Raw genomic sequence first — 23,111 nt, 5'->3', positions numbered from 1 at the left:
GAATGTACCGACTGCCTTTTCCTGTTAATCTGTCTCCTCCAGCCATTTCACAGGCTTTATTCCTCTTCATCCTTGTCTGAATCTGATTCCTGATCCTCATTGATGTACGCACCGCCATCATAAAATTCCAGATCTTCTCCTTCCGCTTCTTCTTCCTCTTTCTTCGGTTTTACAACTTTGAAGTAATAGCCTGCGCCAATACCTCCGGCAAGTAAAAGGAAAACTGCGAGAAGAACACTTGTGTTCATACCACTGTTTTCTTTCTGCGGCTCTGTCTCCGTCTCTGGTTCTGTCTGTGCAGGTACCGTTTCTGTCTCAGGAATGACTACCTGCGGTGTCTCTGTCTCCGCTTCTGTTTCTGTCTCTCCAATGAACTCTGCCAGATCATTCTCATCAATCATGGACAGCATATATACATTTTCTGTATTGCTGGAACGGTCTAATACAAGAAAAAATGTATTTCCATTCTTTGTCTGGATAGTCAGAAACTGCTTCGTATCATCGTCCGTTTTATCATCTACAAGCTGCCCGTTTCCCGGCACAGAAAACGGCGTTGCTTCCGTCTGGGGCTGCATCTCCTCGACCACGGGTGCTTCTGTCTCTGGTACTGCCTCTGTCTGGGCAGATTCGTCCACATAGGCAAATGCTGTCATAGTTCCGGTAGATAAAATCCCAACTGTCACCATAAACAGCGCAAGCCACTTTTTAATTTTCTTCATCGTTCCTATCCTCACTTTCCGGTGCCCTGTCATACGGCACCTCTATATGTCCTGCCATATCCGGCAGTTCTTCTTCCCTGTTGATTTCTGCCGCAGTGCCGGGAGTATCCTCCCCGGCATACTGGAAGGACACGCTTCCATTCTGGATTCCGCTTAAAATATCCAGCATCCTGCGGCTGTCGAGCTTCATGGAACGAATGGATTTAATAATTTCCTGATTCTCCAACTGTTCCCGAAGCAAATTCAATTCTTTTAAATGCTCCTGCCATACGGCAATCTTTTCCTCGGTTTTCTGGATTTCATCCAGAACCCTGCTTAACTTCCTGCTCAATATTCCTGCCTCCATTTCTAATGAATCCTTCCAAATGCCATGAAATGCTGTTGCCAGTACGAAGAAGAAATACTTGTATACTGGATCGGATTTCCGCAATGAATCATCATATTGTTACCCACGTAAATTCCCACATGGCTGGCTCCCGGCGTATTATAGGTGCCCTGGAAGAAAATCAGGTCTCCCGGTTTCGCCTCTGACGGTGAAACATAGGAACAGCATCCCCGCAGACCGTCTGCAGTCTGTCTGCCCACGTTCCATCCATTTCCACAGTTATTGATCACCCAGCTCACAAAACCGGAACAGTCAAAACTGGTAGAAGGTGACGAACCGCCCCATACATACGGATACCCAAGATATTTCTCCGCTTCCCGGATCATATTGGCAAATTTCCGGTCTGACAATGCTTCTGCAGGAATGTCATAACCAAATCCACCGCCTCCATAAGAAGGCACATTGTCAAACAGGTAATCCCTGTTTCCAAGGGTAATGTTATAAATGTCGTACCGCTTTTCTTCATTTTCATCCATGCGACTCCGAAGCACTGCATCCAGATTGTGGTTCGTAAGTGACACATCAAGACGATTGACCTCATGGGTACTGGTCACTTCAACTTCTTGGCTTCCATTGCTGTCTGCTATGTATGCTTCCCATGTCTGGTGACCATGTGCGGACGCAGAAGCATGGTCTCCATAATAAACATCAAACTGCACACCGTACCGTGCAAAGTTCCCTGTGTCCTCCACTACATACTCCACACCGTTCATGATGATTTTCGTGCCCATCGGAACAAAAGGATTCGCAGCATCCACAGCGATGGTATGGTTTGCTGTCGGATACACACCGCTGGCCGTCGGACCTCCAGACCACACTCCACAACAGATGGCGCAGTTACAATATCCGCTGGTCACTACCTGCCCCAGAGATTCCCCTACCCGCACAGTCCTTGTTTCCGTTACGGTTTCCCTTGTACTCTCGGTGGAGATTCCATATTGCTGGCGAAAGATTTCTTCGACTTCATCCTTTACCTGTTCATAAGTAAACTCTCCATATTTTGCTGTAAAATAGGAGATCAGATGATAAGGATTATGGGATATTTCATCCACCTGATAACGGTACTCATCATATCCTGGATGTCTGGATTCCATGCTGTTGATCTGGGCATTGAGTGCATTTTCCAGAGTCTTGTAGGCATTTTCCACTGCATAAATGTCCTCATCCGTACTGGGATAGGTTGTCCCGACCACTGTAGTTGTACCTCCCTGTAGAAATGCAGAACAGCTTGAAAGGCTGGTAGCCGCCAACACAAACAGCAGGATTACTACTGTAGCCGTACCAAGAAGGCTCCGGTTCCGGCGGATGACCGCTTCCACCGCTTTTTTTGTTTTTACAAGGAAAGTCTGCGACGTCTGGATAGAAATCTGTGTTGCCTGCTCTCCCTCTTTTGCCGCCTGATATGCTTTTTTGTATCTCTGCTTCTGCCAGAAACGACGGATTGCACGTTTTTTCTCCTGTTCGATCTGAGCAGCTTGCTTTCCTGTGCTTTTCCCTGCCTCCTGTACAGTTTCATATTGCAGCCTGCTTTTTTGAGCCGCTTCTATGGAATCCTCCTGAAGACGTAAACCTTTTCTGTGAAGCCCACGGTTTGTCCTGTGTAAGGTATACCGTAGGGCATTTTCTGCCATCAGTTCCGCTTTGTGGGAGCCTTCCACCGCAGCATTGTCCTGTTCTGCTTCATGCCCTTTTCCATGCAAGTATACCGAGGCAGTACCAGCCGCCATGGATACAGCTTTTTTAGCCATGCCCGCTCCGGCTCCACGCACCATACCTCCTTCTTCATCACCGAAAGAAAGTCTTGATACTTTTTTCTGCTGTTCTTTCCGAAGCTGTTCCCGCCTCGTCTTTTGCTTTATTTCCTCACGGAATCCGTCCAGTGACTGTTCTGCCGCCTGCTGGTTCTCGCGGTATCTGCCACTTTCCTTCCTGCTGTCAGCTTCTTTGCCCTGCACTGCAGCCTGATTTTCCTTTTCTTTCCGTGCGAAAGTCTGCACCTGCTGTTTCTTTCGGTTATGGCTGATTTCTGCGGCAGCCTGTGCATACTGACTTCCCGACGGGTGTCCCCGGATTCCTTCCATCCGTGCGGAATGATCGGAAATTCCTCTCGGTGCTTCTGTTTCCTTATCATCTTCACCTGCGGACTGTTCCTGCATCCGGTTATCTTGATCTGTTTTTTTCAAATCCGAAACATACAACCTTCTCCTTGTCTGGGCTTCTGGCTCTTCTTTACGATGATTCCGGGAACTTTGAAAATCAATAGAATCAACTGCCTGTCCTGGCAGTGTCAGGCTTTCCCGCTCCCTCTGGCTGACCATGACAGATTCACGGCTTTGCAGATTTTCTTCCATAAGCCCTTCCCGGCTCATTTTCTTTACGGTTTTATCCCGTGCCCGGTATTCATGTTCTTGCATTGTCACCAACTCCTTTGATGCCCTGCATTACACCATCGGCTGTGCATACACTTCCCACTTTGCCAATGTTTCATCTGCCATCTCTCTGACTGTTTCCGAAAAGCAGTCGAATCCTGTCGGGAGCTTGCCGCCCTGCAGTTTTGCAATACGAAGGAAATCACACTGCAGATCTATGAGTGCTGCCAGATACAGCATATCGTCCATCAGATAACCGAACACTTCCTCGCCGTTTCCATCCTTTCCCATATCCAGAAGTATCTTTAATTCCTCCGGAAGATCTTTTTCATCAATATTTACAGTACAAATCTTCATGACAAATTCATCCTTTCTATGCTTTGATTTTTTTTGCTACCACTACCATCCGTCCATTTTTCTGTGAATACTCGCAGGTGGATAAAGTCAGGAGCTTATCCCCATAAACCGCTGTGATTCCGGTATCATAAATTGACCGTTTCCTTACAGCATCCACAAAGGACTGATACTCTTTCTCATTCTCTGCCTCCGCAAAAGCGTAATAAGCAAAATCTTTTCCCGTGTAAACGGGTGTACAAAATGCCGCCATGACCTGGTACGTCTCTTCCCCATGCAAGGTGTTATAAATGATCAGCGGATGTTCCTCATAAAAGTCTTGTTCTTTGTATCCTTCCAGTGCAGCAAACATCTTTCCGCTGTTCATGTGGTGTCCATAGATAATCAGGTTATCGCAGTTATCTGGATTGCAGGCTTCCGAGATAAAAAGACAGCCATTGGCGTTGTACTCTCCGTTAAAATCCCGTTTTAGATAATAATTTTCTTCCTCCGGGTGATACATGACCGGATAATCAATCATTGTTCCTTCAATGGTCAGCCATCCAATACAGTCCGGATTATCTTCGTGCAGTGCAAGAAGCCCTGCATCTACAACAGGAAAAGCAGAGCCACCACCGGGGATCTTCTTATTCTCCGGCAGCCGCCCTGCTTCATCACTTTCCTCTTCATAGATTTCTCTTAACTGCTCCTGCAGTGCATCATCCTTCTTTTCCTGTAATAACATCCCCATCAGTGAATAAAAGCTGATGGTAAAAAGGACAATGGAAAACATCATCAATATGCCTGCACCAAATCGTCTCATACTTGTCCTCTCCGATTTCCATTCGTTTCGTTTTTCTGCCCATTTTCCATCTCGGAAGGCTTCGTAGTCATCAGTTTATACAGACGCAAGGATTTATCAAATTTATCTTTGAATGGAATGATGGTGCTTCCATAAAAAATCAATCCTTCACCTTCTCCGCTGTTGGTCACATAGGACAACTGATGTGGGGAGATATTGAGCTGCTTCGCCAAAATCTGCCGGTCACCTGCAGCCTGATTGAGCATATAGATGAAATCAGAGTTTTCAAAAATATTTTCGATTTCCCGGCTTGCCAATAAATCTTTGATATTCTGGGTAATGCCCGTCGGGATACCGCCCCATTTTCTAAACCGCTTCCAGATTTCCACGGAATATGCTGCCGTCTGTTCTTCTTTTAAGAGCAGATGGAACTCATCTATGTAGTATCTGGTAGACTTATGAGCAGCACGATTGATGGTCACACGGTTCCACACCTGATCCTGGACAATGAGCATTCCCAGCTTTTTAAGCTGTTTTCCCAAGTCCTTAATATCAAAGCATACGATCCGGTTATTCAGCTCCACGTTAGTTCTATGGTTAAATACTTTTAAAGAACCATTTACATAGATTTCCAATGCAGTTGCAATACGTTGTGCCTGTACCTCCTTCTGCGCCCGCAAGCACTGGTATAAATCTCCAAGCACCGGCATATTTTCCGGCACTGGATTTTCAAAATATTTTTGGTACACAATCGGCAGGCATCGGTCAATTACTGACTTTTCTTCTGCTTCAATCCCGTTTCTGGAACCCATGATAAGTTCACACAGGGATAGGATAAAATCACTTTTAAAGCCCAGCGGATTATCATCATCCGAATAATCCAGATTGATGTCCATCGGATTGATATAGTCATGACTTGTGGGAGAAATATGGATAACCTGACCGCCAAGGGCATTGACCAGAGGATAATACTCTCCTTCCGGATCTCCGATGATAATATCGTCCTGCGTAGCAAAAAAGGCATTGGTGATCTCCCTTTTAGCCGAGAAGGATTTTCCGGAACCGGGGGTACCTAAGATCAGACCATTTGGATTTTTTAGCTTCTTCCGGTCAACCATAATCATGTTGTTACTGAGGGCATTCAGTCCGTAATACAGTGATTCCCCTGCCATGAAAAGTTCCTGTGTGGTAAATGGAACAAATATTGCCGTAGATGTAGTGGTTAGTGCCCGTTTAATCGGAATCAGGTTCAAGCCAAGCGGAATGCTGCTCATAAGTCCCTGTTCCTGCATGTAATCAAGACGGCGCAGGGAACAGTTATATTTCTGTGCGATACCCGATGTCTGGAACACCGCATTATCCAACTCCTGCTTTGTCCTTGCCGTATTCAGGAAAAGAACGGTCACAAGAAACATTCTTTCATTTCTCGACTGCAAATCTTCCAACAGCCTCTTTGCTTCTCCTCCGTATGTATTCAGGTCTGACGGGATAATGTCCATATCATATCCGGAACGTACCGCTTTCTTCTGTTCCTCTATTTTCATACGGTTAATATCTGTCACCTTGCTTTTTACAAGCTTGATCGCTTTCATCTGGTCTAAGGACTGGATATGCAGGTTCACAATCAGATTCCTGTCCATATCCAGAAACTCTGCCAACATCTTATCGGTCAGCTCCGGTGCCAGTATCTGCAGATAAGACACTGCACCGATGGTATTTCCCATCATAAAGTCCTTGCCGTTTTTAAATACAAAACTGGTAGGAGCAATAAAGTCCTTCGTTCCCAATCCGGTACGCAACACCTGATCATAAGAAAACTGAAACGGTACTTTTTCTTCCGGATTAAAGGTTTCATACAATACCTGCAGACGTTCCTCTCCATTCAGAGGATAAGCAGATACACCAAGTATCTTGAAATTGTTCAATATATCCGCCTCTATACGCTCCAGTTTCGGTTTTGCTTCCCTGATGTTGTCCGCTTCAATTCCAAACGTAATGTATTTCGTCCGAACCAGACCATTGTTTCCCTTTGCAAGCTGATTTTTCAGCATCTGTGCATACTCCATACGCACATCATCAAAAGCATCATTCTGTGGCTTGATCTGGATCACTGACTCAAATTCTTTCATGCTGCTGCGATGGTTGACAAAGGAAATCTGAAAGTGAATGGTACTGTCAAAGTAATTCAGAAAATCACACCAGTTCTCAAAAATCGCATTTTTATCCTCATTTTGCGCCAACTGATAATTAATATCGTAAAAACGGATGGTTTTGGAATAATATTTATCCTGAACCCTGCAGATGCCGTCTCTCGCCATTTCCCGGTAAGGAATGGACTTTTGTGCAGACAGCCGTTTTTCCTTTGCTTTCTTTTCCTCTGCCTTTGATTGCTGTCTGGGTCCGGAATTTTCTTTCACGGGGACACTTCTGGTTCCTTTTCCCGAACTTGAAGCACCCGGAACTGACTTTTTCTTCTTTGCTGCTTTCTTTTGTTCCCGGAGATTCTTTTTTTCTTCACGAGTCTCCCTCTTTTCAGCTTTTTTAGCAGCTTTTATCTCAGCCTTTTCCTGTTTTTTTCTTAGCTTCTCTGCTTTTTTCAAAGCTCTTTTTTCCCGTCGGGTAAGTTTCCGCTCTGGTCTGCGTACTCCTCTGCTCCTCTCCAAAACCTCATACCCCGATACCACAGGCAACTGCATATCTTCGGATGGCTGGGACTTTGCCCTGTCCTCCTCACTGTTTCTTTTTCTTTGCACGTCGATTTCCTCCTTTCTTTCCCTTTGGAATAGATTGTTTTTCCTGCATTTCATACAGATTTTCCAGTTCATACCTGCGGATAGATGGTTTCAGAAATTTTACGTTGATAATGTTCCAAAGTATTTTTTCCAGCGGCAGACCATCTTTTTCATACATGGCAAACATAAATGCAGGGAGCATAAGAATCACCATGCCAGTTGCCGCATTGCTTGTCCCGATATATCCTTTTGTCAGGAAATAAAAAGGCAGCCCAACAGCCGCCGCAATTACCAGGCAGATAATCTGCCTTTTGGTAAGGTTTAACACAACCTTGTTCTTCACTTTTGTTAAATCTTTTGGTACGGATACAAAAGCCAAGGCAAATCCCTCCTTCCTTAATGGGCATTAAAGATGGATTTCGACAGATTTCCCGTTTTCATCAAGCTGAAACAAAGAATTACGGTATATGCTGCCACTCCAAATAATGCCGAGTGCATATTGTCTGATATTTCAATGGTAGATATCAGCACTGCATAAATGCCGACGCACACCATCATAAAAAATCCCTGAAATCCGAGAGCCAGAAGCCCACGGAAGTAATTGTTTCCCACCTGCCCCCATTCCCGGTTGGACATGGTTGCAAAAGGGATCGGTGCAACCGATGTGTAGAGGTATATTTCAATCATACGTCCATAGAGAATGACTGTGATCAGCACGGACATGATTTTCATGCAAAGGCTGACCAGCAAAGTCTCCAGTGCCAGTATGACCAGCTCCCCGATCTCCATGGACTCCATCGCCGTGTTCATGGCATCCACCATGGAATCCACGTTGATAGCTGTCTGCGAGTTAATGACACCACCTGCCGCATTGACTACATGCTGACCAACATCAAAGACCGCCATCGCTATGGTAAAGGTATTGGTCACAAGATAGACCGCCACCCACATCTTGAAGAAATATTTGAAGAACATCCATGTATCAATCTCATGCATATTGTTCTTTTCTGTCAGCATGGTAATCAGCTCATAACACAAGACAAACGTGATAATCATACCTGCGATTGGCACAATGACCGAGTTCGACAGATTCTGTATCAGACTGAATATACTGCCGTTCCACCCCTGCGGGGTTTGTCCAACCTGTGTTGCGATCTCCCCTGTCTTTTCATTGACATCCGTGAACATCGTTGTCAGATTGGACGTTACCATCCCCGTCAGAAGCTCCCTCATCCACTCCTCGATTGCTTCAAAAATGCCATCGAACATGAGCGAATCCCCCTATCTTTATCCGAATAGTCCTCCGAGCAGGGGAACGAGCTGTGTTCCGATCAAAACAACACCGCCGCCCGCCATGAGCTGCTTGATTCCCTGTGACTTAGCACCGGGATTGTCATTACCATATCCTTCCAAAAGGTTGATTACACCCCACACAGCAAGTCCGGCACCAATTGCTACTACAAGCGTCTGCAAAATGTTGATTGCTGAAGTAAAAAACGCCATATTAAATGTTAAAACCCATAGCAGAAAACAGAAGAAAATCCCTCTGTCGCACAAATAAAAAAAGCCGCCGGATATTGCTCCGACGGTCCGCCATTTCTGTATGTAGTTTTTCTCCTTTCCGATTTTTTATAAATTTTAACTGTGCGATTGGCTGATTCCTCTGTCTGTACCGGTTCTGCCCGGATTGGTGGCCGGAAATATTTCCGACCAGCTATATGACCGAATCTTTCTACCTGATTTTGCGGCAGAATGGCAGTTTTTGACCAGCCTTCTGTCTGGTGAAAATAGTTTTTTCCATAAATGGCTTTCGTAAGTGTCCTTAACACCCATACTGCCTCCGTAAAAAAATCCATACACTCTCCTTTCCGACTTTGCGACATTGTGTCGCAAAGATCTTATACTTTACAGGCACCAAAAAAGAGCATTGCTACATGCCCTCACTGTTTTCGCCCATATCCTCATTTTCGCTTCCATCCACTTCAAACAGGTCAAACTCCTCTTTCATTCTGAGTTGAAGCTGATGCTTCATGTATGCCTCCACATCAAAGGCATTTCTCTTGTCATAATCCGATAGTTGTTTATATCGTTTATGACGGGTAATATCAAATTTGTCACTAAAAAACGGACGCACTCCTCGAAGCTGGAGGATACACTTATTTCCATCCATGACCGCCAGTTCATCCCTGCTCATCAGTTCTTTTCCCGTTTTCTGGTAATTCAGTCCATAAGAACGACTCTGCCCACGGGTATCAGAAGTATTGTATAAATCAATAGTTTCCTTTCCAAGCGTCTCTGAAATCTCCTTTAAGGTAGAACCTTCCTTTCCTCCAAGAAACAGCATGGTGTCGCAATTCCCCAATATGGTTTCTGCCGCATCCTTATAAATCGTCTTTAACTGGCTCTGGGACTGTAGAATAATAGAAGCGGATATTTCCCTGCTTCGTATGGTTGCAATCAGCTTGTCAAATTTGGGTATCTGTCCGATGTTGGCAAACTCATCAGCCAGGATCCGGACGTGGTAGGGAAGCCTCCCTCCATGTACATCATCCGCACGGTCACACAGCAGGTTGAATAACTGACTATACATGATCGCTACGATAAAGTTGAAAGTATCATCCGTATCAGAGATAATGACAAACATGGCTGTCCTCTGGTCTCCCAGCATATCCAGCTCCATCTCATCATAGCTTGTCAGCTCCCGCAGTTCTGCAATGTCAAATGGAGCAAGTCTTGCACCGCAGCTGATCAGGATTGATTTTGCTGTCTTTCCTGCCGCCAGCTTATATTTTTTATACTGACGCACCGCAAAATGTTCCGGCTTATCCTTTTCCAGTTCTTCAAACAGTTCATCCACCGCATTTTTAAATTCTTCATCGTCCTCCCTTGCTTCAGAAGCATTGATAAATTCAAGCAGGGTAGCGAAATTCTGTTCTTCCTCCGGAGCTTCATAATAGATGTAACCAATTAGTGCGCAATACAGAAGCCTTTCGGCTTTCACCCAGAAATCCTCGGAAGATTTTTCTCCTTCCCCTTTTGTATTGGCAATAATTGTATTGACCAGTTTCAAAATATCTTTTTCAGAACGTATATACATGAACGGATTATAATGCATACTTTTTTTGAAGTTAATGGTATTGAGAACCTTAATTTTATACGGTTCATACACAATCTTCCCATCCTTATCCCGTACTGGTTTCCCGTCTTTCATCTTTGGGGTACCTCTCTGCAGCATCTTTCCGCATTCCACCAAAATCGTCCCCTTCGGATCAGTGACCACATAACTGACATTCGGTGTCATCTGCATCAGGTTCGGCTTCACATAAAATCTCGTTTTACCAGAACCAGAACCGCCAATCACAATGACATTTTTATTTCTTGCATACTTTGGCTGCTTCGGGCGGCTGTTCATAGTCAATCGTTCCGTCTGTGTCAGAAGGATATTATTTTCAAATACAGGATCAATGAATGGTGCAATATCCTTCGGATTGCCCCACCGGGCAGAACCATACTCTTCCCCCTGCCGGTATTTCTTTGCATTCTTGCCTTTAAAATACACCAACAGCCTGACCAGCACAGTTCCAAGAACACCCGCCCCAAGGTCATACAGATGAAGACTGGGAACAGGATTTGCAAAAGCCAGTTGAAAATTCAAAAATAATACTCCAACTTTCTCAACCAGCGAATCTCCCATACAGTGACGGTATAACCACGCTACCCTATCCACCAGATAAAATACGATCAGATATGGGATATTTACCATTAACAGCCGCTTTTTATCTATCGGGGGCATCCTTCCTCTTATCTCAGAAAGCACTTTCTTAAATAAATCCGGGAATACGGCATCTCGTTCTTTTTTCTTCTTTTCGCTCAATGCTCCGGCCCCCGTTCTTTCTGTTTGGTCTTTTCCCTTTCTCTGTGTTTCGCCACACGTTCCTTAGCCAGTGCCAATCTCTTACGGATAGACGGCTTTTTGCTCTTTTGCAGTTGTTTCCCTGTATATTCTTTAAAAGCTGCGGTCATTACATCCACATCCTTCGCCTTAAAAAACACAAAATACCGGGGTGGAGAAACAGATGTATCTTTTTTCAGGCTAAAATCAATACTGTATTTCCGGGCATATTTTTCAAAGGATTTGATATTCCCATCCGTAATCTCTATATTGGAAAGCTGGCAGTTCTGCTTCATCAGCTTCTCCATGCTCTGTTTTCCGTGATAAACAGCTTCATTCTTTTCTTGCCTTTTATCTGCTGTCTTTTGCTGTGCCCTCCTGGTCTCCTGTTCCATTTTTGCAAGTGCCTTCAGCATTGCATTTTTTAATATTCTGGCGGAAATCTTCCCACCTGTGATACAGAGGGATACGATTTTCTCATTTACTTCATCCTGCATGATCATCACCTTCTTTCCTGTGATTATCTGCCTGCCTTTTCTCCATCATCCTTACCTTTCCGGTACAGTTCCTCCAGTCTCCTGTCCTCCTGTGCCCCTGAGAGGATACAGCAATACAAACCAAAAGACAGCACGGCAGCAAAAATTCCTATCCCAATCAATAATATTTTCATCAGTTCCACCTCTTTCATCTAAAAAGGGCATTCATGGAATACAACTGCAGACCACAAACACCCTTTTGATCAATTTTGATTACACTAATTCTTTCCTATTTTTTCTTCTTGCGAAGCAGTACAGCAGAACTGGCAAAACTGCAAAGTGCCAGTCCAGCCAGAATAAGCCACAGCATCATATGGCTTTCGTCTCCTGTTTTTGGTGTATCCGTTGTCGGTGTAGATGGAGTCTCGGATGGCTTTGCTTCATCCTTCATCACAACCTTCTGGATTTCCCCGGTATCTTTTACTTCAAATTTTACATCTTCTGCAATCAGATACCCTTCCGGAGCGGATTCCTCACGGAGCGTATATTCCCCGATTGGAAGCATTTCAATATAATGCGGCTTATCTGTGGAAGTCCAGCTTTCCACTACCTTACCATCTTTATCAAAAATTGTCAGTTTCGCACCCGGCAGCTCTTTCCCGGAAATATCCGTTTTGGAAATCTCGACTTTGGTCACATCGTCTTTCATTTCTACCTTCTGAACCTCTGCAGAATCTTCCACTGTGAATACAATGCTTTCGGCTGTCACATACCCGGCTGCTGGAAGAGTCTCTGTCATTGTGTATTTTTTGCCTGCCACAAGTTCTTTAATGATATGCGGCTCTTTACCGGAAACCCACTCGTCCACAATCTTTCCATTTTCATCTGTAACCTGCAGCTTCGCACCTTCCACTTCTTTTCCATCTGTCAAAGAAGTCTTTGTAAACTCGAACACCGTAGGTTCATCTTCAAAGGTAAATTCATAAGAAACCGTTTCTTTTTCTGCATCCTCATAGGTGAAGGTAAATTCCTGCACCTCATCGGTTGTAGCAAAGCCCGGTGCAGGTGCCGTTTCTTTTACCAAATAGGAAAAACCAATCGGAAGGTCTGCTTCAAATACCAGATTTCCATTTTTATCTGTCGCTTTCTCCTCAATCACTGTTCCTGCTTCCATGATCACCTTACCGTCTTTATTGGTAATATCATCCTTTGCACAGAGCGCAAATACTGCCCCTTCCAGTACACGGTCAGAATCCTTTTCTTTTTTCAGGACAGACACTTCCGCTTTCTGACGGTTGTTCTGCCAATCCGTGGAATAAGTAACCTCTGCCGTATCCTGGTCACGATAAGTCAGGTCAATCTCACGGATTTCCCCATCCAGCACATAACCTTCGGCAGTTTCTTTCTCTTTCACATAGTATTTTCCAAGAGGAAGTTCGCCAAGTGTAGCATATCCTGTATCGTCCGTAGTAATCGTAGCAACCAGATCATCTTTTTTATAATAATCTGCGCTCTCACCATCCGCAGCATGAATGTCTTCCAGAGCATATACCTCAAAGGTCACATCCTTCAGGGAACCGGAAACATATTCAAACAGATGTGAAATCCATCCTCCAACAGAATCCAGTACAGATACCTTGTCCAAAAATTCTCCTTTCTTATTAATGATAAGAAGTCCTGTCGGAACATCGTCCTTCATTTCTACTTTCTGGACGTTAGGTGTATCTTCCACCGTAAATGTGATCTCCTCTGCCTGCAGGTATCCATACGGAGCCAGTTCCTCACGCAAAATATAAGTCTCTCCTACCGCCAAACGTTTGATGATGTGTTCCTCACCTTTTACAGATTTCCATGTATCCACTACATTTCCATCTTTATCAAATACAGTCAGGGTTGCACCAGAAAGTTCCACTCCAGTAGTAATATCTGCCTTTATCACAGAAATCGTTGTCGGTTCATTTTTATACTCAGACATAAGGGAAACTACTTTTACATCCTGCCCCTGATAAGCTGCTACTACCTCAACTGTCTCACCAGAAGATACATAGCCTGCCGGAGCTTTCTGCTCCCTGATATAATATTTCCCGAACGGAACATCCAGAGCAAAGACCGCTTTTCCGCCTTTCCCTGTCACTGCCTCTCCAAGAAGCGTATCTGCCTTTACGATCATTTCGCCATGTGCCTGAATATCTTCTTTTGCGTAAAGACCAAACTCTGCGCCTTCTACCGTAACTTCTGTTTCCGCATCTTTTTTTACCACGGAAATTTCCACCTTTTGGCGGTCATTTTCAAAAACTGCTGTCTGTTTCACCACAGGAGTTTCCTGATCCGCATAAACAAAAGTCACAATCTGTGGGGTTTCATTCAATACAAAACCTTCCGGAGCTTTGCTCTCCACGATTTTATAGGAGCCAAGCGGCAGATTCTTTAACATAGCTTCCCCGTTCTGATCTGTGGTCAGTGTTTCCACCAGAGCATCTTCTGCATATTCCAGAATCCTGTTTCCTTCACTGTCTTTCTGGAAATCTGCCGTATAAATATCTTCTGCAGCATACACTTCAAAAACTGCACCTTCCAGATTTTCTGTTTTGTAACTGAAATCATTTTTAAATCCATCCAGCACTTCGCCCTGCTTCACAATCTGCAGTTCTCCCTTAACCGGATGGTTCTCATAAATAACTTCAATGATGGCATCCCCTGAAATCTCATCCATCTGGTACAGGGTATTGGAATCTACTGCCACCTCATAATAACTTTCATTCAAAGTATATCCATATGGTGCATGGACTTCCTCAATACGGTAATGACCAATCTTCAGGTTCTGCGGCAGCACCAGATACCCCTGTTCATCTGTAAAATAGGATTTATGTACAACTGTAGTCGGATAGGTAGTTACCTGCTCTACATATTTCCCATTATCCAGATCATAGACCTTAAATTCCGTATTTTTTGCCAGAACCGGCTTTTTCGTCTCATCATCCTGCTTTACGATTTTCAGCTTAGCTTCAAACTCATCATCCAGAAGGACTCTCCATACCTGCGGTGTGTTCGGCTTATGCTCTGTGATACGCACGATAAAATCGTCTACCGGAGTATAATTATGCGGTGTAGTTGTCTCACGGACAAGATAAGTGCCATATGGCAATGGGATACTGCAGGCATAACCTTTTTCATCCGTAAATATCTCAGTTGCCCCGTTTTCACCAATCACTACAGGAACTGCAGAAGCAAAATCATAACTTCCATCTTCCTTTGTATCGAGGCTGCTTACCTGATATGCAGTAAATCCCGCCCCTTCAAGAAGATCTGCGTCTGTCTTGCCGTTATTAGCTGCTTTGATAAGCTGGAACGGCTGCTTTTTCACCTGTTCCGGGGAAGTACAGCTTCTCTCCACCGTTGCCACAAGGTCCCCCTCATAACTGCAGGCCAGGTCATACTCTAATTCATCTGCCAGATACCCGACAGGAGGTGTGATCTCTTTCACATAATAATTGCCAAGATAAAGATTCTCCACAAATGCTGTACCATTTTCATCTGTAGTCAGTGTTGCTACTTTTTCTCCGGCTTTATAAACCACTCCAGTAGCCCCATCAGGATGTACGATGTCATTACGGGCATACAGACCGTAAACCGCTTTTTCCAGTGTTGCATCTCCCTGTGGTGTGTTCGTATTGGTTTCCTTATCTTTCTTCTGCAATGAAATCTTCGCATTGACACGTTTGTTGGTAAACGTATGGGAAAAAGCTACCACAGGCTCTTTGTCGTTGGTATAATCAAACCGGAAGGAATACACATCAGTGGTATTTCTCAAATACCCTTCCGGAGCCTGTTCTTCTTTTACCTCATATCCGAATCCAATCGGAAGGTCTGCAGTAAATGCTGCTGTTCCATCTTCTCCTGTCACCGCCTTTTCGATCAATGTACCCTTTTTGACGATGACCGTGCCATCCCATGCAGTAATATCACTGCCTGCATACATTCCAAAGATACCGCCATCCAAAGGATTCCGTGTATCCTGATCCAGCTTTTGTACAGTTACCTTTGCTTTCTGTCTGTCATTGGTAAAAGTTGTTTCTGAGAAAACCACCTCTACATTCTGTCCGGCATAGGACAGTGTAATTTTCTTTTCTTCTCCGGAATTATAAAAATTCTTCGGTGCCTGTGTTTCACGCACAAGGTAAGTTCCAAGATGCAGGTTTTTAAGAATCACTGCACCATTAGAATCTGTAGTCAGGTTTCCGTTTACCAGATCACCCTTCTCGTAAACCTGAGCACCGTATGCGGTATAAATATCCTCTCCGGCATAAACATCATAGACAGCTCCTTCCTGTCTACGGTTCTCATACCGGAATGTCACTCCGGCGTCTGTCACATCTGCTCCAGTCAGAACCTGTCCCTCTTTATAAACCGTCAGTTCTCCCAACTGTTCCTCATCGGGAACGGTTGTTGTTGCTGTCTGATTTGCCACCAGCTTTACATTATAAGCAGTGGTATTGATACGGTATCCTTTCGGAGCTGTAATCTCTTTTAAATAGACAGTATCCTGCGTTTTGACAATTTCAACAACGGATGCTCCGCTATTATCCGTTGCAGGCATCTGTGTAATAAGCTGTGTACAGTTTTTGTCACTGTAAATTCCAAACACCGCACCGGACAGCTTTGCATCCTGATGCTTAGAATCTACTTTGACTACTCCTACTTTTGCCAGTTCCAGCCATTTCACAGAAAAATCTACATATTTCTCATCTGCCACACCTTCACCAAATACCAGTGCCAGATCCTGTGTGGAACTTCCGGTTGTGATCTTATATGCAGAATAATCCTTTGTGATACTTCCTTTCATGGTAGCTGACCAGGAACCGGACACATCAGCAGTCTGTGTCAGCGGGGCAGAAAGATAAAACTTTGTACCACCGGATACTTCCACGTCCGCACCTGCTTTGCTTGTCTTTCCTGTTGTGACATTATGGAATTTCACACCAGCCGGCAGTTTCATGGTAATGGTCTGCAGTGTATCTGCCTGAAAGGTGATTACCTCTGTCCTCTGTTCATTCCCTTCCACATATGCAGTTACGTTAGCATTTGAAAAGGACATTGCTACATCCGGAATTTCCGGCTGATTTACACAATAATTATACAATTCCATTGCCAAAGACTGTCCTGTGCTGTTGGTTCCGGAAAAAGCATCACTGCTCCCATTTGCGTATGATGCCGCAAGATGCGTGATAATAAATCTCTTTCCTGTTGAAAAATCCGGGTGTTTCTCTGCGAAAAATCCCTCATCACCGGATGCCTTTGTTCCGTAGTAACAAACCTTTGCCAATGTTTTACCATCTGCAAGTTTTGTGATGGTATAATTTCCATCATCTGGTCCTGGTTTCGATGGCTGCACACAATAAGCAGTAGCTGTGACATTTCCAAATGTAACCGTATACGGAGCTGTCAAATAAGTGCCAAGCCCATAATCCGCATAATAATACCAGGAACCTCGGGTTACTGTCACATTCTGGGCAGCCCTTGCTGAGAACAGAGCCGGAGCTTGTGCTGTAAAGGTTACTGTCTCCCCTTCTTCCATCTCCAAAAGATCAACGCCCTGCTCTACAGCCTGCAGCATCACATTTCCAAGGGAAAGACCGCTTTCTTCATCCACGGTATCCTGCTCCTCCGCAGCTTCCAGAGCCGCATCCAATTCTGCTTCTGATAATGTTTCTGTTTCATTTTCCGCCTGCACAGTTTCAGGTTCTGTTACTTCTGTTTCTGATTGAATCTCCGAATGTGCTTCGGAATCTTCTTCACTTTCGGATTCCCCAGTCTGTCTACTATTACCGCCAGAATCAGAAGATCTTTCTGTCTGTGCTTCGGTAGTCGGCTCTTTCACAATGATCTTTCTGGTTACATGATAGGACGGGTTTTTGCTGAACGGCTCCACAAAATAGACTGCTTTGTAGGAATCCACATGATTCACATCAAAATCCTGTCCGCTTTCATTTTTAGCCTCATGTAAAGTCACTTTGACCTTTTCTGAATTAATCTTCATTCCAGAAAAGTCCGTCTTTACATCAAAACTGCTTCCCACTTCTACCTCATAATCCTGTACCTGAACCACTTCTTCCTCCCCCAGGTTATCCTTTACCTTTTCCAGTGCCGGATATTCAGCCTCATAAGCTGCAGGCTCTGTTTCCGCCGCATAAATAGTGATCGGCTGTATAATGGAAGTCATGATCGTCATTACCGAAAGCATCCCGGAAAGAATCCTTTTTACTTTTCCTTTCATTCTTTGCATACCTCACTTTCGTTATTTGTGCAGTCTGATAACTGCTGTTTGATGGTTCTATCCCCGTATTACTAAGTTTTCATAATGGTTCGTCCCCTTTCTTTGATTTTGCACTGTCCCCAAATAACAGCACATGAATGCAGGAAAGCCCCAGAAGACTTCCCTGCACAGCATCTACTGTCATCCAGTAATCTACTGGAATCATAATTTGAGCGTTTTGCCTGTTCTCTTTCCCGAACCCGTTCCAGCTATGGTTTTCCAAGTCCTTAGCGTTCTCTCCGGCAAGGTGCGCAGAATGCACACTCAAATGCCGGGTATCCATCCAGGCAGGCGATGAAATTGTCAAGGTACGATGAAAGGGGAATTTGATTTAGAATAAAAAGAAATGTGCCCCTTCACTAATCGCATGTTTGAAGGGGCAAAAATTAACCTGTGAGAGAAATTTTTAGAAAAATACATTTACTTAATAAAAAAAGAACCTTTGAATCTACTCAAAAGTTCTTAACTTGATTTAAAAAAGACCGCAAGTCGTTCCTGCGGTCTTACATATGCTATGCATGTTGAAAATATATAACATCTTTCGGAGAAAATTTTAAATACAATTTAAATACACATTCATCTATATGATATTTTGATTTCACACATTTTACTGCTCTTGCTTTATCCAATAAAACACCATCCACATAATAGAATTCACGATATTTTTTCATTTTTTCAACAGCTTCCACACATTCATCATTCGTTAATGATCTATGTACAATTTGCGATAGTTTTATTGAAAATTTGAATTTCTCATCAATCGTAAATATATGTTCGTTTAATGTTGGCATAAGAACCATATTGATTTTATTTTCAGCGGTTTGTAATTGCTCATATATATCCGTATCTTTATATTTTAAAAGCGCCCAGTCCTCTATATAAGAAAAGTTTTTTGTATCAAATGCACCTTGTCGAATAAGAGAAAGCATATCACGAATTCCATCTTCATCATACGATAATCTATGACATTCTGCTTTTTGTTTAATAAAACTATTAACAGCTGATAAAATTCCTGTTTTTATTAAATCTGCCATTTCTCTCTCTGGATTATTGGAATTTCTAGATAATTGGCTAAGCCCATACTTAATATATGTTTCTTCCTCTAATAACGGATGCCAACCATAAATCTTATTTCGTATCATAAGTTCATTTAGTTCTTCTTCAACTTTTTGACGATTTAACTCTACAACCTCCATTTCCGTATTTATTTCTACATCAATAATCTTTTGCTGTGTTTGAACAATATGATTAAACAACTTTTCCTGTGCCACATCACCCATCCTAATGGAATGTTCATAAAATTCTCCCATTACTTTACATTCTTTGATAAACTCATCAGAGAATTTTCCCGTTTCCATATCAAATATTTTCAAAATCTCTTCTAAAATATTCTTTTGTTCCCGTGCTTCTATTGAATCCCACGCCAGAAAATCTAACGGATCATAAAACCCCACTTGATCATTGTATACGCAATACAACATAATAAAAAATCTTATATTTCTATCTTCTGCCCAAACTACAGATTTAGCAACAAGAAAATCTGCATAAGCCTCAAAACTTTTAGCTTGCTTAATATCTTCTGGAATTCTATATTTAAAAGCTGATAGAACTCCTTTAATATTATATTCCAAAAAGCTGGATGCTTTCAGACCGGATACAGATATATCAGAGATTTCTGTTTGAAACAAATCTTTAATTCGCTTCCTGTATTCCTTTGTTACTATTTCTATCTCTTCAAAAGCATATTTGTAAAAAGCTTCATAAAAAATTGAAAGAAACACAAAATACTGTTCTGAAGAGCAATACCTATTATGAACTACAATATTTCTAAATAATCTTTCAAAAATATACTTTTGATTTTCATGATTATCGGTTTTCAAAATGCAATATTTTAGAATTCTTAATGTAGCTTCCTGTTCATTTGTCAACGGTTTCCCACTATGATCATCATGGAAATTCACTAATTCGGAAATATATCGTTCCAATATCTGACTTTTCACACTCTGACTACATACATTATTATTTACTATGGATACAAAAAATGTAAATAATATACTCTGCCATACATCTTCTGTTATTTTCCCGTTTTTGTAGATATCCATTAAACATATTTCTAATACTTGATTTGTATAATTTCTTTCAACAATTTGCTTATCATTATAATAAGCTATATTTTTCAGCGGTTCTAAATACAAATCAACCATGAGATAATCCCATTCATCTGTATCAGGAAAAATGTATGTAACATCCTTAAGCATTTCCTCATATCCAAAAACAATGCTCATTTTTTCGCAATTTCTTTGAAGTTTTACTTTTATATACCCAATTGCCTCCCAATTATTTTCTTTATTACCAAGCACAGATTTTATAAGAATCTTATATAAATCACAAATTGCATTTTTATCCATTATATTTCCACTATCAACCGCTTCATTTAGCGCCAACGAAATTGTGTCAATGTGGTGATTTATATTTAAAGTCCTCGCCTGTTTTTCTAAACTTAATGATTCATATTTTTCTGATATAACTTGAAATGCAGTTTTATCATCCACCATCATATCAAATGTAAAGTGCGAAATACAGCCTGCTGAAAATAAAGCAGACATCATCAGAAAAAACAAACTATTAACACAACTAATCAAAAACGATAATGCTAATAATAGCGCTGCCAAAGCTATTTGAACAAGCGCAACGACAATATATTTTTTGAAATTAATTTTTTTCTTTAGAGAGGAGAAATTTAATATCTCACTCAACTTATATCCATAGTATTTTTTCTGCATTATGCCAGCAATCAAAGCAATAACTGAAAAACTAATGAGTCCTATAGATACTATTGCAGCAAAAATATAGTCCAAAAAGGACTCAGATACTAAAAACACATATTCTCCAGTAATCCCTACGCCAACATCCATTATTATTCCAATAGCAAATATAGCTAAAGAAATTTCTAACCAATGTTGATAAATCTTTTCTCTCATTTGTAGTTCTCCATATTTTTGTATATACTTTTCCCAATAGGCCTTTTCTTAATTTTACTACATATACATCTAAATATCTATCAACAAAAATGACTTGAATGAATATTAAGCTAAAAAAATTATTCCTTAATCATATAACAAAGTTTATTCAAAATTTTTTTACGCCTATTTTGGATAGTTTTCCGGCTACACCCACAAATCTGTGCTGCCTCTTTTACCGTAATTTCCTCAAAGAACAAAAGATAGATCAAATAAGCATCTTGCTCTGGCAGATTCTCCATAGCTTCTCGAAGCTTATCTATGTATATTTTTTTGAAAACTTCTTCTTCTGGAGAAATATCAGACTGTACAGAGAAACAGCCATTTTCTTCTAGTCCTTCAAGACTACATACTCCATACTTCTGCATTTTCTCATTCTGATAACGCTCCCTGCGCCTTGATTGATACCATTCCAGATAGACCTCTCTGGTCACTTCCACAAGGGTTCCATTTTCTACACGCAGTACATAACTTTTTCTCTCTTTTGGTTTTTTACCACGCATGACTGTTTCCCCCTTTTCCGGCTGTCGTATCCGCACTCTCAGAACTACGCCCAATTCTATTTTTCCGCATCCGCTGGATTGCCTGTGAAAGCATTTTTGACACTGCAGGAGCAGAGATTCCAAGTTCATCAGAAATCTCTCTTTGTGATTTTCGTTGAAAATAAAATTGACAGATTACAGTACGCTGACGTTCTGTCAGAAGGCTCAACAATTCCTCTATCGTTTCCTCAAGAACTACCTGTTCAAGAGGACACAGTCTCTTATCCACCAGAACAAACCATTCTTCGGAAACAGCACTATATGAAATGCAATTTTTATGTTCAAGTACCTCCCGGTTCCGGTTTAACCGATCCTCACCTTCCAATATCAGGCGCACATACCATGGCTGATTGTCAAAAAACGATTCCCCGATACTGATTTCTGCATTCTCTGATTCATACAGATATTTTCTGCACTGGAAAAGCGAAAAAACCGTTGCACGGCTACATACTCGATACAGAGCATAACCACTTTTGTAAACAGTAATATGCGTATCCGTATCTAATCTCCGGACTGCAACAACAGTATCATGTCTTTCCAGATACTTTGCGCTTGGAGTTTTATCGCTTTGTTCCGGTCTGCCTGTTATCTGTTTCAATTCCTGCAATGTCAGCATAAATACCACCCTTCTTCCAAATAGCTACGGGTGAGCCAAAAGCAGAAGCATGAGTGGCATCCATTCTGACAAAAAGGCAGTAAAAAACAGCTTCCGGTACACCCGTTTTTTTTAACGGGAGCCTGAAACTCTTTTACCGCCTGTTACAAATTTCTATATTTTATTTCACCTGCTTAATTGATATATCCGGCTTTGATTGCCCCAAATCTGTTTGATTACCCTTTTCCTTATCACTATCAAGAAAAACAGTGTAATCACCCATAGCATCATACGGACAGCTTCTTCGATAAACCAGGCTTTCTTCTCTTGTCATTCCCGCTTTCTTCCCTTCTGCTTGCTGCCATCACTATGCTTCTCTGTTATCCAGTTTAACAACAGAACAACAAATTGACCTCGGCAAATATGGGGATATTTTCAAATCTGTGCCCCATATTTGTGTAAATTGATTTATCTGTATTTACAAATCCCATCTATCAGGCTATCTACAGTCTGAAAAACAATTTTCTGATCTTTCCTGCTTAAATTCTGAATGCGGCAAATCAACTCATAAATCTGACTTTTTTCTTCTGATCCAGTCACATTTTTTCCTAATAAGCCATTCGCATCTGTTTCAAGTATTTCAATCATTTTTCTGAAAATCTCAATGGACATTGCCGTTTGACCTCCCTCAACCCGGCTGACCGTGTTAATGCTGATACCGGCTTTTTCTGCAAGAGCTTCCTGTGATAAATTCATTTCCTGTCTGCGTTTTCTAATACGTTCCCCAAGTTCAATCAACTCTGGTGATGTTGCACGGCTGCCCAACACGGCACCTCCTTCCACATAGATTTTCAAATTTTGCCACTTCACGACATCGTGTCGCAAAGTTTCCCCTTATAAGTCAGAAAAAAGCAGCCAAATATAATACTTAGC

Annotated in this window: 20 protein-coding genes; all 20 read right to left on the bottom strand. The window is 42.2% G+C overall.

What is annotated here, in order from left to right; genetic code table 11:
• Window positions 1-56 precede the first annotated feature (56 nt).
• Window positions 57-719, bottom strand: coding sequence for a CD1107 family mobile element protein (locus ACTNES_RS01675; RefSeq protein WP_441038392.1), 663 nt, complete (start codon window positions 717-719; stop codon window positions 57-59).
• Window positions 706-1,050: a DUF4315 family protein gene (locus ACTNES_RS01670; protein ID WP_441038391.1), complete on the bottom strand. Its 345-nt coding sequence runs from the start codon at window positions 1,048-1,050 to the stop codon at window positions 706-708. The genes ACTNES_RS01675 and ACTNES_RS01670 overlap by 14 nt, the downstream gene beginning before the upstream one ends.
• 17 nt (window positions 1,051-1,067) lie before the next feature.
• Window positions 1,068-3,518, bottom strand: coding sequence for a CD1108 family mobile element protein (locus ACTNES_RS01665; RefSeq protein WP_441038390.1), 2,451 nt, complete (start codon window positions 3,516-3,518; stop codon window positions 1,068-1,070).
• A 27-nt stretch (window positions 3,519-3,545) separates the two neighbouring features.
• On the bottom strand, window positions 3,546-3,830 hold the full coding sequence (locus ACTNES_RS01660; protein WP_441038389.1) for a hypothetical protein: 285 nt from the start codon (window positions 3,828-3,830) through the stop codon (window positions 3,546-3,548).
• A 16-nt stretch (window positions 3,831-3,846) separates the two neighbouring features.
• Entirely contained in the window at window positions 3,847-4,629 is a 783-nt protein-coding gene (gene srtB, locus ACTNES_RS01655) for a class B sortase (protein ID WP_441038388.1), read from the bottom strand.
• The gene (locus ACTNES_RS01650) at window positions 4,626-7,163 is read right to left on the bottom strand and encodes a VirB4-like conjugal transfer ATPase, CD1110 family (protein ID WP_441038407.1); all 2,538 of its coding nucleotides are present in this window, start codon (window positions 7,161-7,163) and stop codon (window positions 4,626-4,628) included. Before ACTNES_RS01650 ends, srtB begins: the two co-directional genes overlap by 4 nt.
• Before the next feature lie 175 nt (window positions 7,164-7,338).
• Window positions 7,339-7,719: a PrgI family protein gene (locus tag ACTNES_RS01645; protein WP_441038387.1), complete on the bottom strand. Its 381-nt coding sequence runs from the start codon at window positions 7,717-7,719 to the stop codon at window positions 7,339-7,341.
• 17 nt (window positions 7,720-7,736) lie between these two features.
• Window positions 7,737-8,609, bottom strand: coding sequence for a VirB6/TrbL-like conjugal transfer protein, CD1112 family (locus ACTNES_RS01640; RefSeq protein ID WP_441038386.1), 873 nt, complete (start codon window positions 8,607-8,609; stop codon window positions 7,737-7,739).
• An 18-nt stretch (window positions 8,610-8,627) separates the two neighbouring features.
• Window positions 8,628-8,843, bottom strand: coding sequence for a Maff2 family mobile element protein (locus ACTNES_RS01635; protein WP_441038385.1), 216 nt, complete (start codon window positions 8,841-8,843; stop codon window positions 8,628-8,630).
• Window positions 8,844-8,851: 8 nt separating this feature from the next.
• Window positions 8,852-9,196 carry a hypothetical protein gene (locus ACTNES_RS01630; RefSeq protein WP_441038384.1) on the bottom strand — a complete coding sequence of 115 codons (345 nt, stop codon included), beginning with the start codon at window positions 9,194-9,196 and terminating at the stop codon, window positions 8,852-8,854.
• A 74-nt stretch (window positions 9,197-9,270) separates the two neighbouring features.
• Complete coding sequence (locus ACTNES_RS01625; protein ID WP_441038406.1) at window positions 9,271-11,133, bottom strand: VirD4-like conjugal transfer protein, CD1115 family; 1,863 nt, start codon at window positions 11,131-11,133, stop codon at window positions 9,271-9,273.
• A 77-nt stretch (window positions 11,134-11,210) separates the two neighbouring features.
• Entirely contained in the window at window positions 11,211-11,729 is a 519-nt protein-coding gene (locus ACTNES_RS01620) for a PcfB family protein (RefSeq protein WP_441038383.1), read from the bottom strand.
• A gap of 23 nt (window positions 11,730-11,752) precedes the next feature.
• Window positions 11,753-11,902 carry a hypothetical protein gene (locus ACTNES_RS01615; protein ID WP_441038382.1) on the bottom strand — a complete coding sequence of 50 codons (150 nt, stop codon included), beginning with the start codon at window positions 11,900-11,902 and terminating at the stop codon, window positions 11,753-11,755.
• A 95-nt stretch (window positions 11,903-11,997) separates the two neighbouring features.
• A complete protein-coding gene (locus tag ACTNES_RS01610; protein ID WP_441038381.1) occupies window positions 11,998-17,982 on the bottom strand; it encodes a SpaA isopeptide-forming pilin-related protein in 5,985 nt (1,994 codons plus the stop codon).
• Between the two features lie 79 nt (window positions 17,983-18,061).
• Window positions 18,062-18,187 (bottom strand): hypothetical protein, encoded by a 126-nt coding sequence (locus ACTNES_RS01605; RefSeq protein ID WP_441038380.1) that lies wholly within the window; start codon window positions 18,185-18,187, stop codon window positions 18,062-18,064.
• A gap of 346 nt (window positions 18,188-18,533) precedes the next feature.
• A complete protein-coding gene (locus ACTNES_RS01600) occupies window positions 18,534-21,002 on the bottom strand; it encodes a hypothetical protein (RefSeq protein ID WP_441038379.1) in 2,469 nt (822 codons plus the stop codon).
• A gap of 119 nt (window positions 21,003-21,121) precedes the next feature.
• The gene (locus ACTNES_RS01595) at window positions 21,122-21,544 is read right to left on the bottom strand and encodes an RNA polymerase sigma factor (protein WP_441038378.1); all 423 of its coding nucleotides are present in this window, start codon (window positions 21,542-21,544) and stop codon (window positions 21,122-21,124) included.
• The gene (locus ACTNES_RS01590) at window positions 21,534-22,199 is read right to left on the bottom strand and encodes a sigma-70 family RNA polymerase sigma factor (RefSeq protein ID WP_441038377.1); all 666 of its coding nucleotides are present in this window, start codon (window positions 22,197-22,199) and stop codon (window positions 21,534-21,536) included. Before ACTNES_RS01590 ends, ACTNES_RS01595 begins: the two co-directional genes overlap by 11 nt.
• Window positions 22,200-22,359: 160 nt before the next feature.
• Window positions 22,360-22,512 carry a hypothetical protein gene (locus ACTNES_RS01585; RefSeq protein WP_441038376.1) on the bottom strand — a complete coding sequence of 51 codons (153 nt, stop codon included), beginning with the start codon at window positions 22,510-22,512 and terminating at the stop codon, window positions 22,360-22,362.
• A gap of 134 nt (window positions 22,513-22,646) precedes the next feature.
• Complete coding sequence (locus tag ACTNES_RS01580) at window positions 22,647-23,006, bottom strand: helix-turn-helix domain-containing protein (protein WP_441038375.1); 360 nt, start codon at window positions 23,004-23,006, stop codon at window positions 22,647-22,649.
• Between the last annotated feature and the right edge of the window lie 105 nt (window positions 23,007-23,111).

Origin of the sequence: Blautia sp. HCP3S3_D9, assembly GCF_052063845.1 — a bacterium.
Taxonomy (GTDB): domain Bacteria; phylum Bacillota; class Clostridia; order Lachnospirales; family Lachnospiraceae; genus Blautia_A.
Note: the sequence above shows the minus strand (reverse complement) of the source record. Positions and strands in the feature narration are given on the sequence as shown.

What these genes read in the sequence shown, in the direction of transcription:
- ACTNES_RS01675 (WP_441038392.1), bottom strand. Translation starts at nt 719, where the DNA reads ATGAAGAAAATTAAAAAGTGGCTTGCGCTGTTTATGGTGACAGTTGGG.
- ACTNES_RS01665 (WP_441038390.1), bottom strand. Translation starts at nt 3,518, where the DNA reads ATGCAAGAACATGAATACCGGGCACGGGATAAAACCGTAAAGAAAATG.
- ACTNES_RS01660 (WP_441038389.1), bottom strand. Translation starts at nt 3,830, where the DNA reads ATGAAGATTTGTACTGTAAATATTGATGAAAAAGATCTTCCGGAGGAA.
- srtB (WP_441038388.1), bottom strand. Translation starts at nt 4,629, where the DNA reads ATGAGACGATTTGGTGCAGGCATATTGATGATGTTTTCCATTGTCCTT.
- ACTNES_RS01640 (WP_441038386.1), bottom strand. Translation starts at nt 8,609, where the DNA reads ATGTTCGATGGCATTTTTGAAGCAATCGAGGAGTGGATGAGGGAGCTT.
- ACTNES_RS01635 (WP_441038385.1), bottom strand. Translation starts at nt 8,843, where the DNA reads ATGGCGTTTTTTACTTCAGCAATCAACATTTTGCAGACGCTTGTAGTA.
- ACTNES_RS01630 (WP_441038384.1), bottom strand. Translation starts at nt 9,196, where the DNA reads ATGGATTTTTTTACGGAGGCAGTATGGGTGTTAAGGACACTTACGAAA.
- ACTNES_RS01625 (WP_441038406.1), bottom strand. Translation starts at nt 11,133, where the DNA reads ATGCCCCCGATAGATAAAAAGCGGCTGTTAATGGTAAATATCCCATAT.
- ACTNES_RS01620 (WP_441038383.1), bottom strand. Translation starts at nt 11,729, where the DNA reads ATGCAGGATGAAGTAAATGAGAAAATCGTATCCCTCTGTATCACAGGT.
- ACTNES_RS01615 (WP_441038382.1), bottom strand. Translation starts at nt 11,902, where the DNA reads ATGAAAATATTATTGATTGGGATAGGAATTTTTGCTGCCGTGCTGTCT.
- ACTNES_RS01610 (WP_441038381.1), bottom strand. Translation starts at nt 17,982, where the DNA reads ATGAAAGGAAAAGTAAAAAGGATTCTTTCCGGGATGCTTTCGGTAATG.
- ACTNES_RS01605 (WP_441038380.1), bottom strand. Translation starts at nt 18,187, where the DNA reads ATGATTCCAGTAGATTACTGGATGACAGTAGATGCTGTGCAGGGAAGT.
- ACTNES_RS01600 (WP_441038379.1), bottom strand. Translation starts at nt 21,002, where the DNA reads ATGAGAGAAAAGATTTATCAACATTGGTTAGAAATTTCTTTAGCTATA.
- ACTNES_RS01595 (WP_441038378.1), bottom strand. Translation starts at nt 21,544, where the DNA reads ATGCGTGGTAAAAAACCAAAAGAGAGAAAAAGTTATGTACTGCGTGTA.
- ACTNES_RS01590 (WP_441038377.1), bottom strand. Translation starts at nt 22,199, where the DNA reads ATGCTGACATTGCAGGAATTGAAACAGATAACAGGCAGACCGGAACAA.
- ACTNES_RS01585 (WP_441038376.1), bottom strand. Translation starts at nt 22,512, where the DNA reads ATGACAAGAGAAGAAAGCCTGGTTTATCGAAGAAGCTGTCCGTATGAT.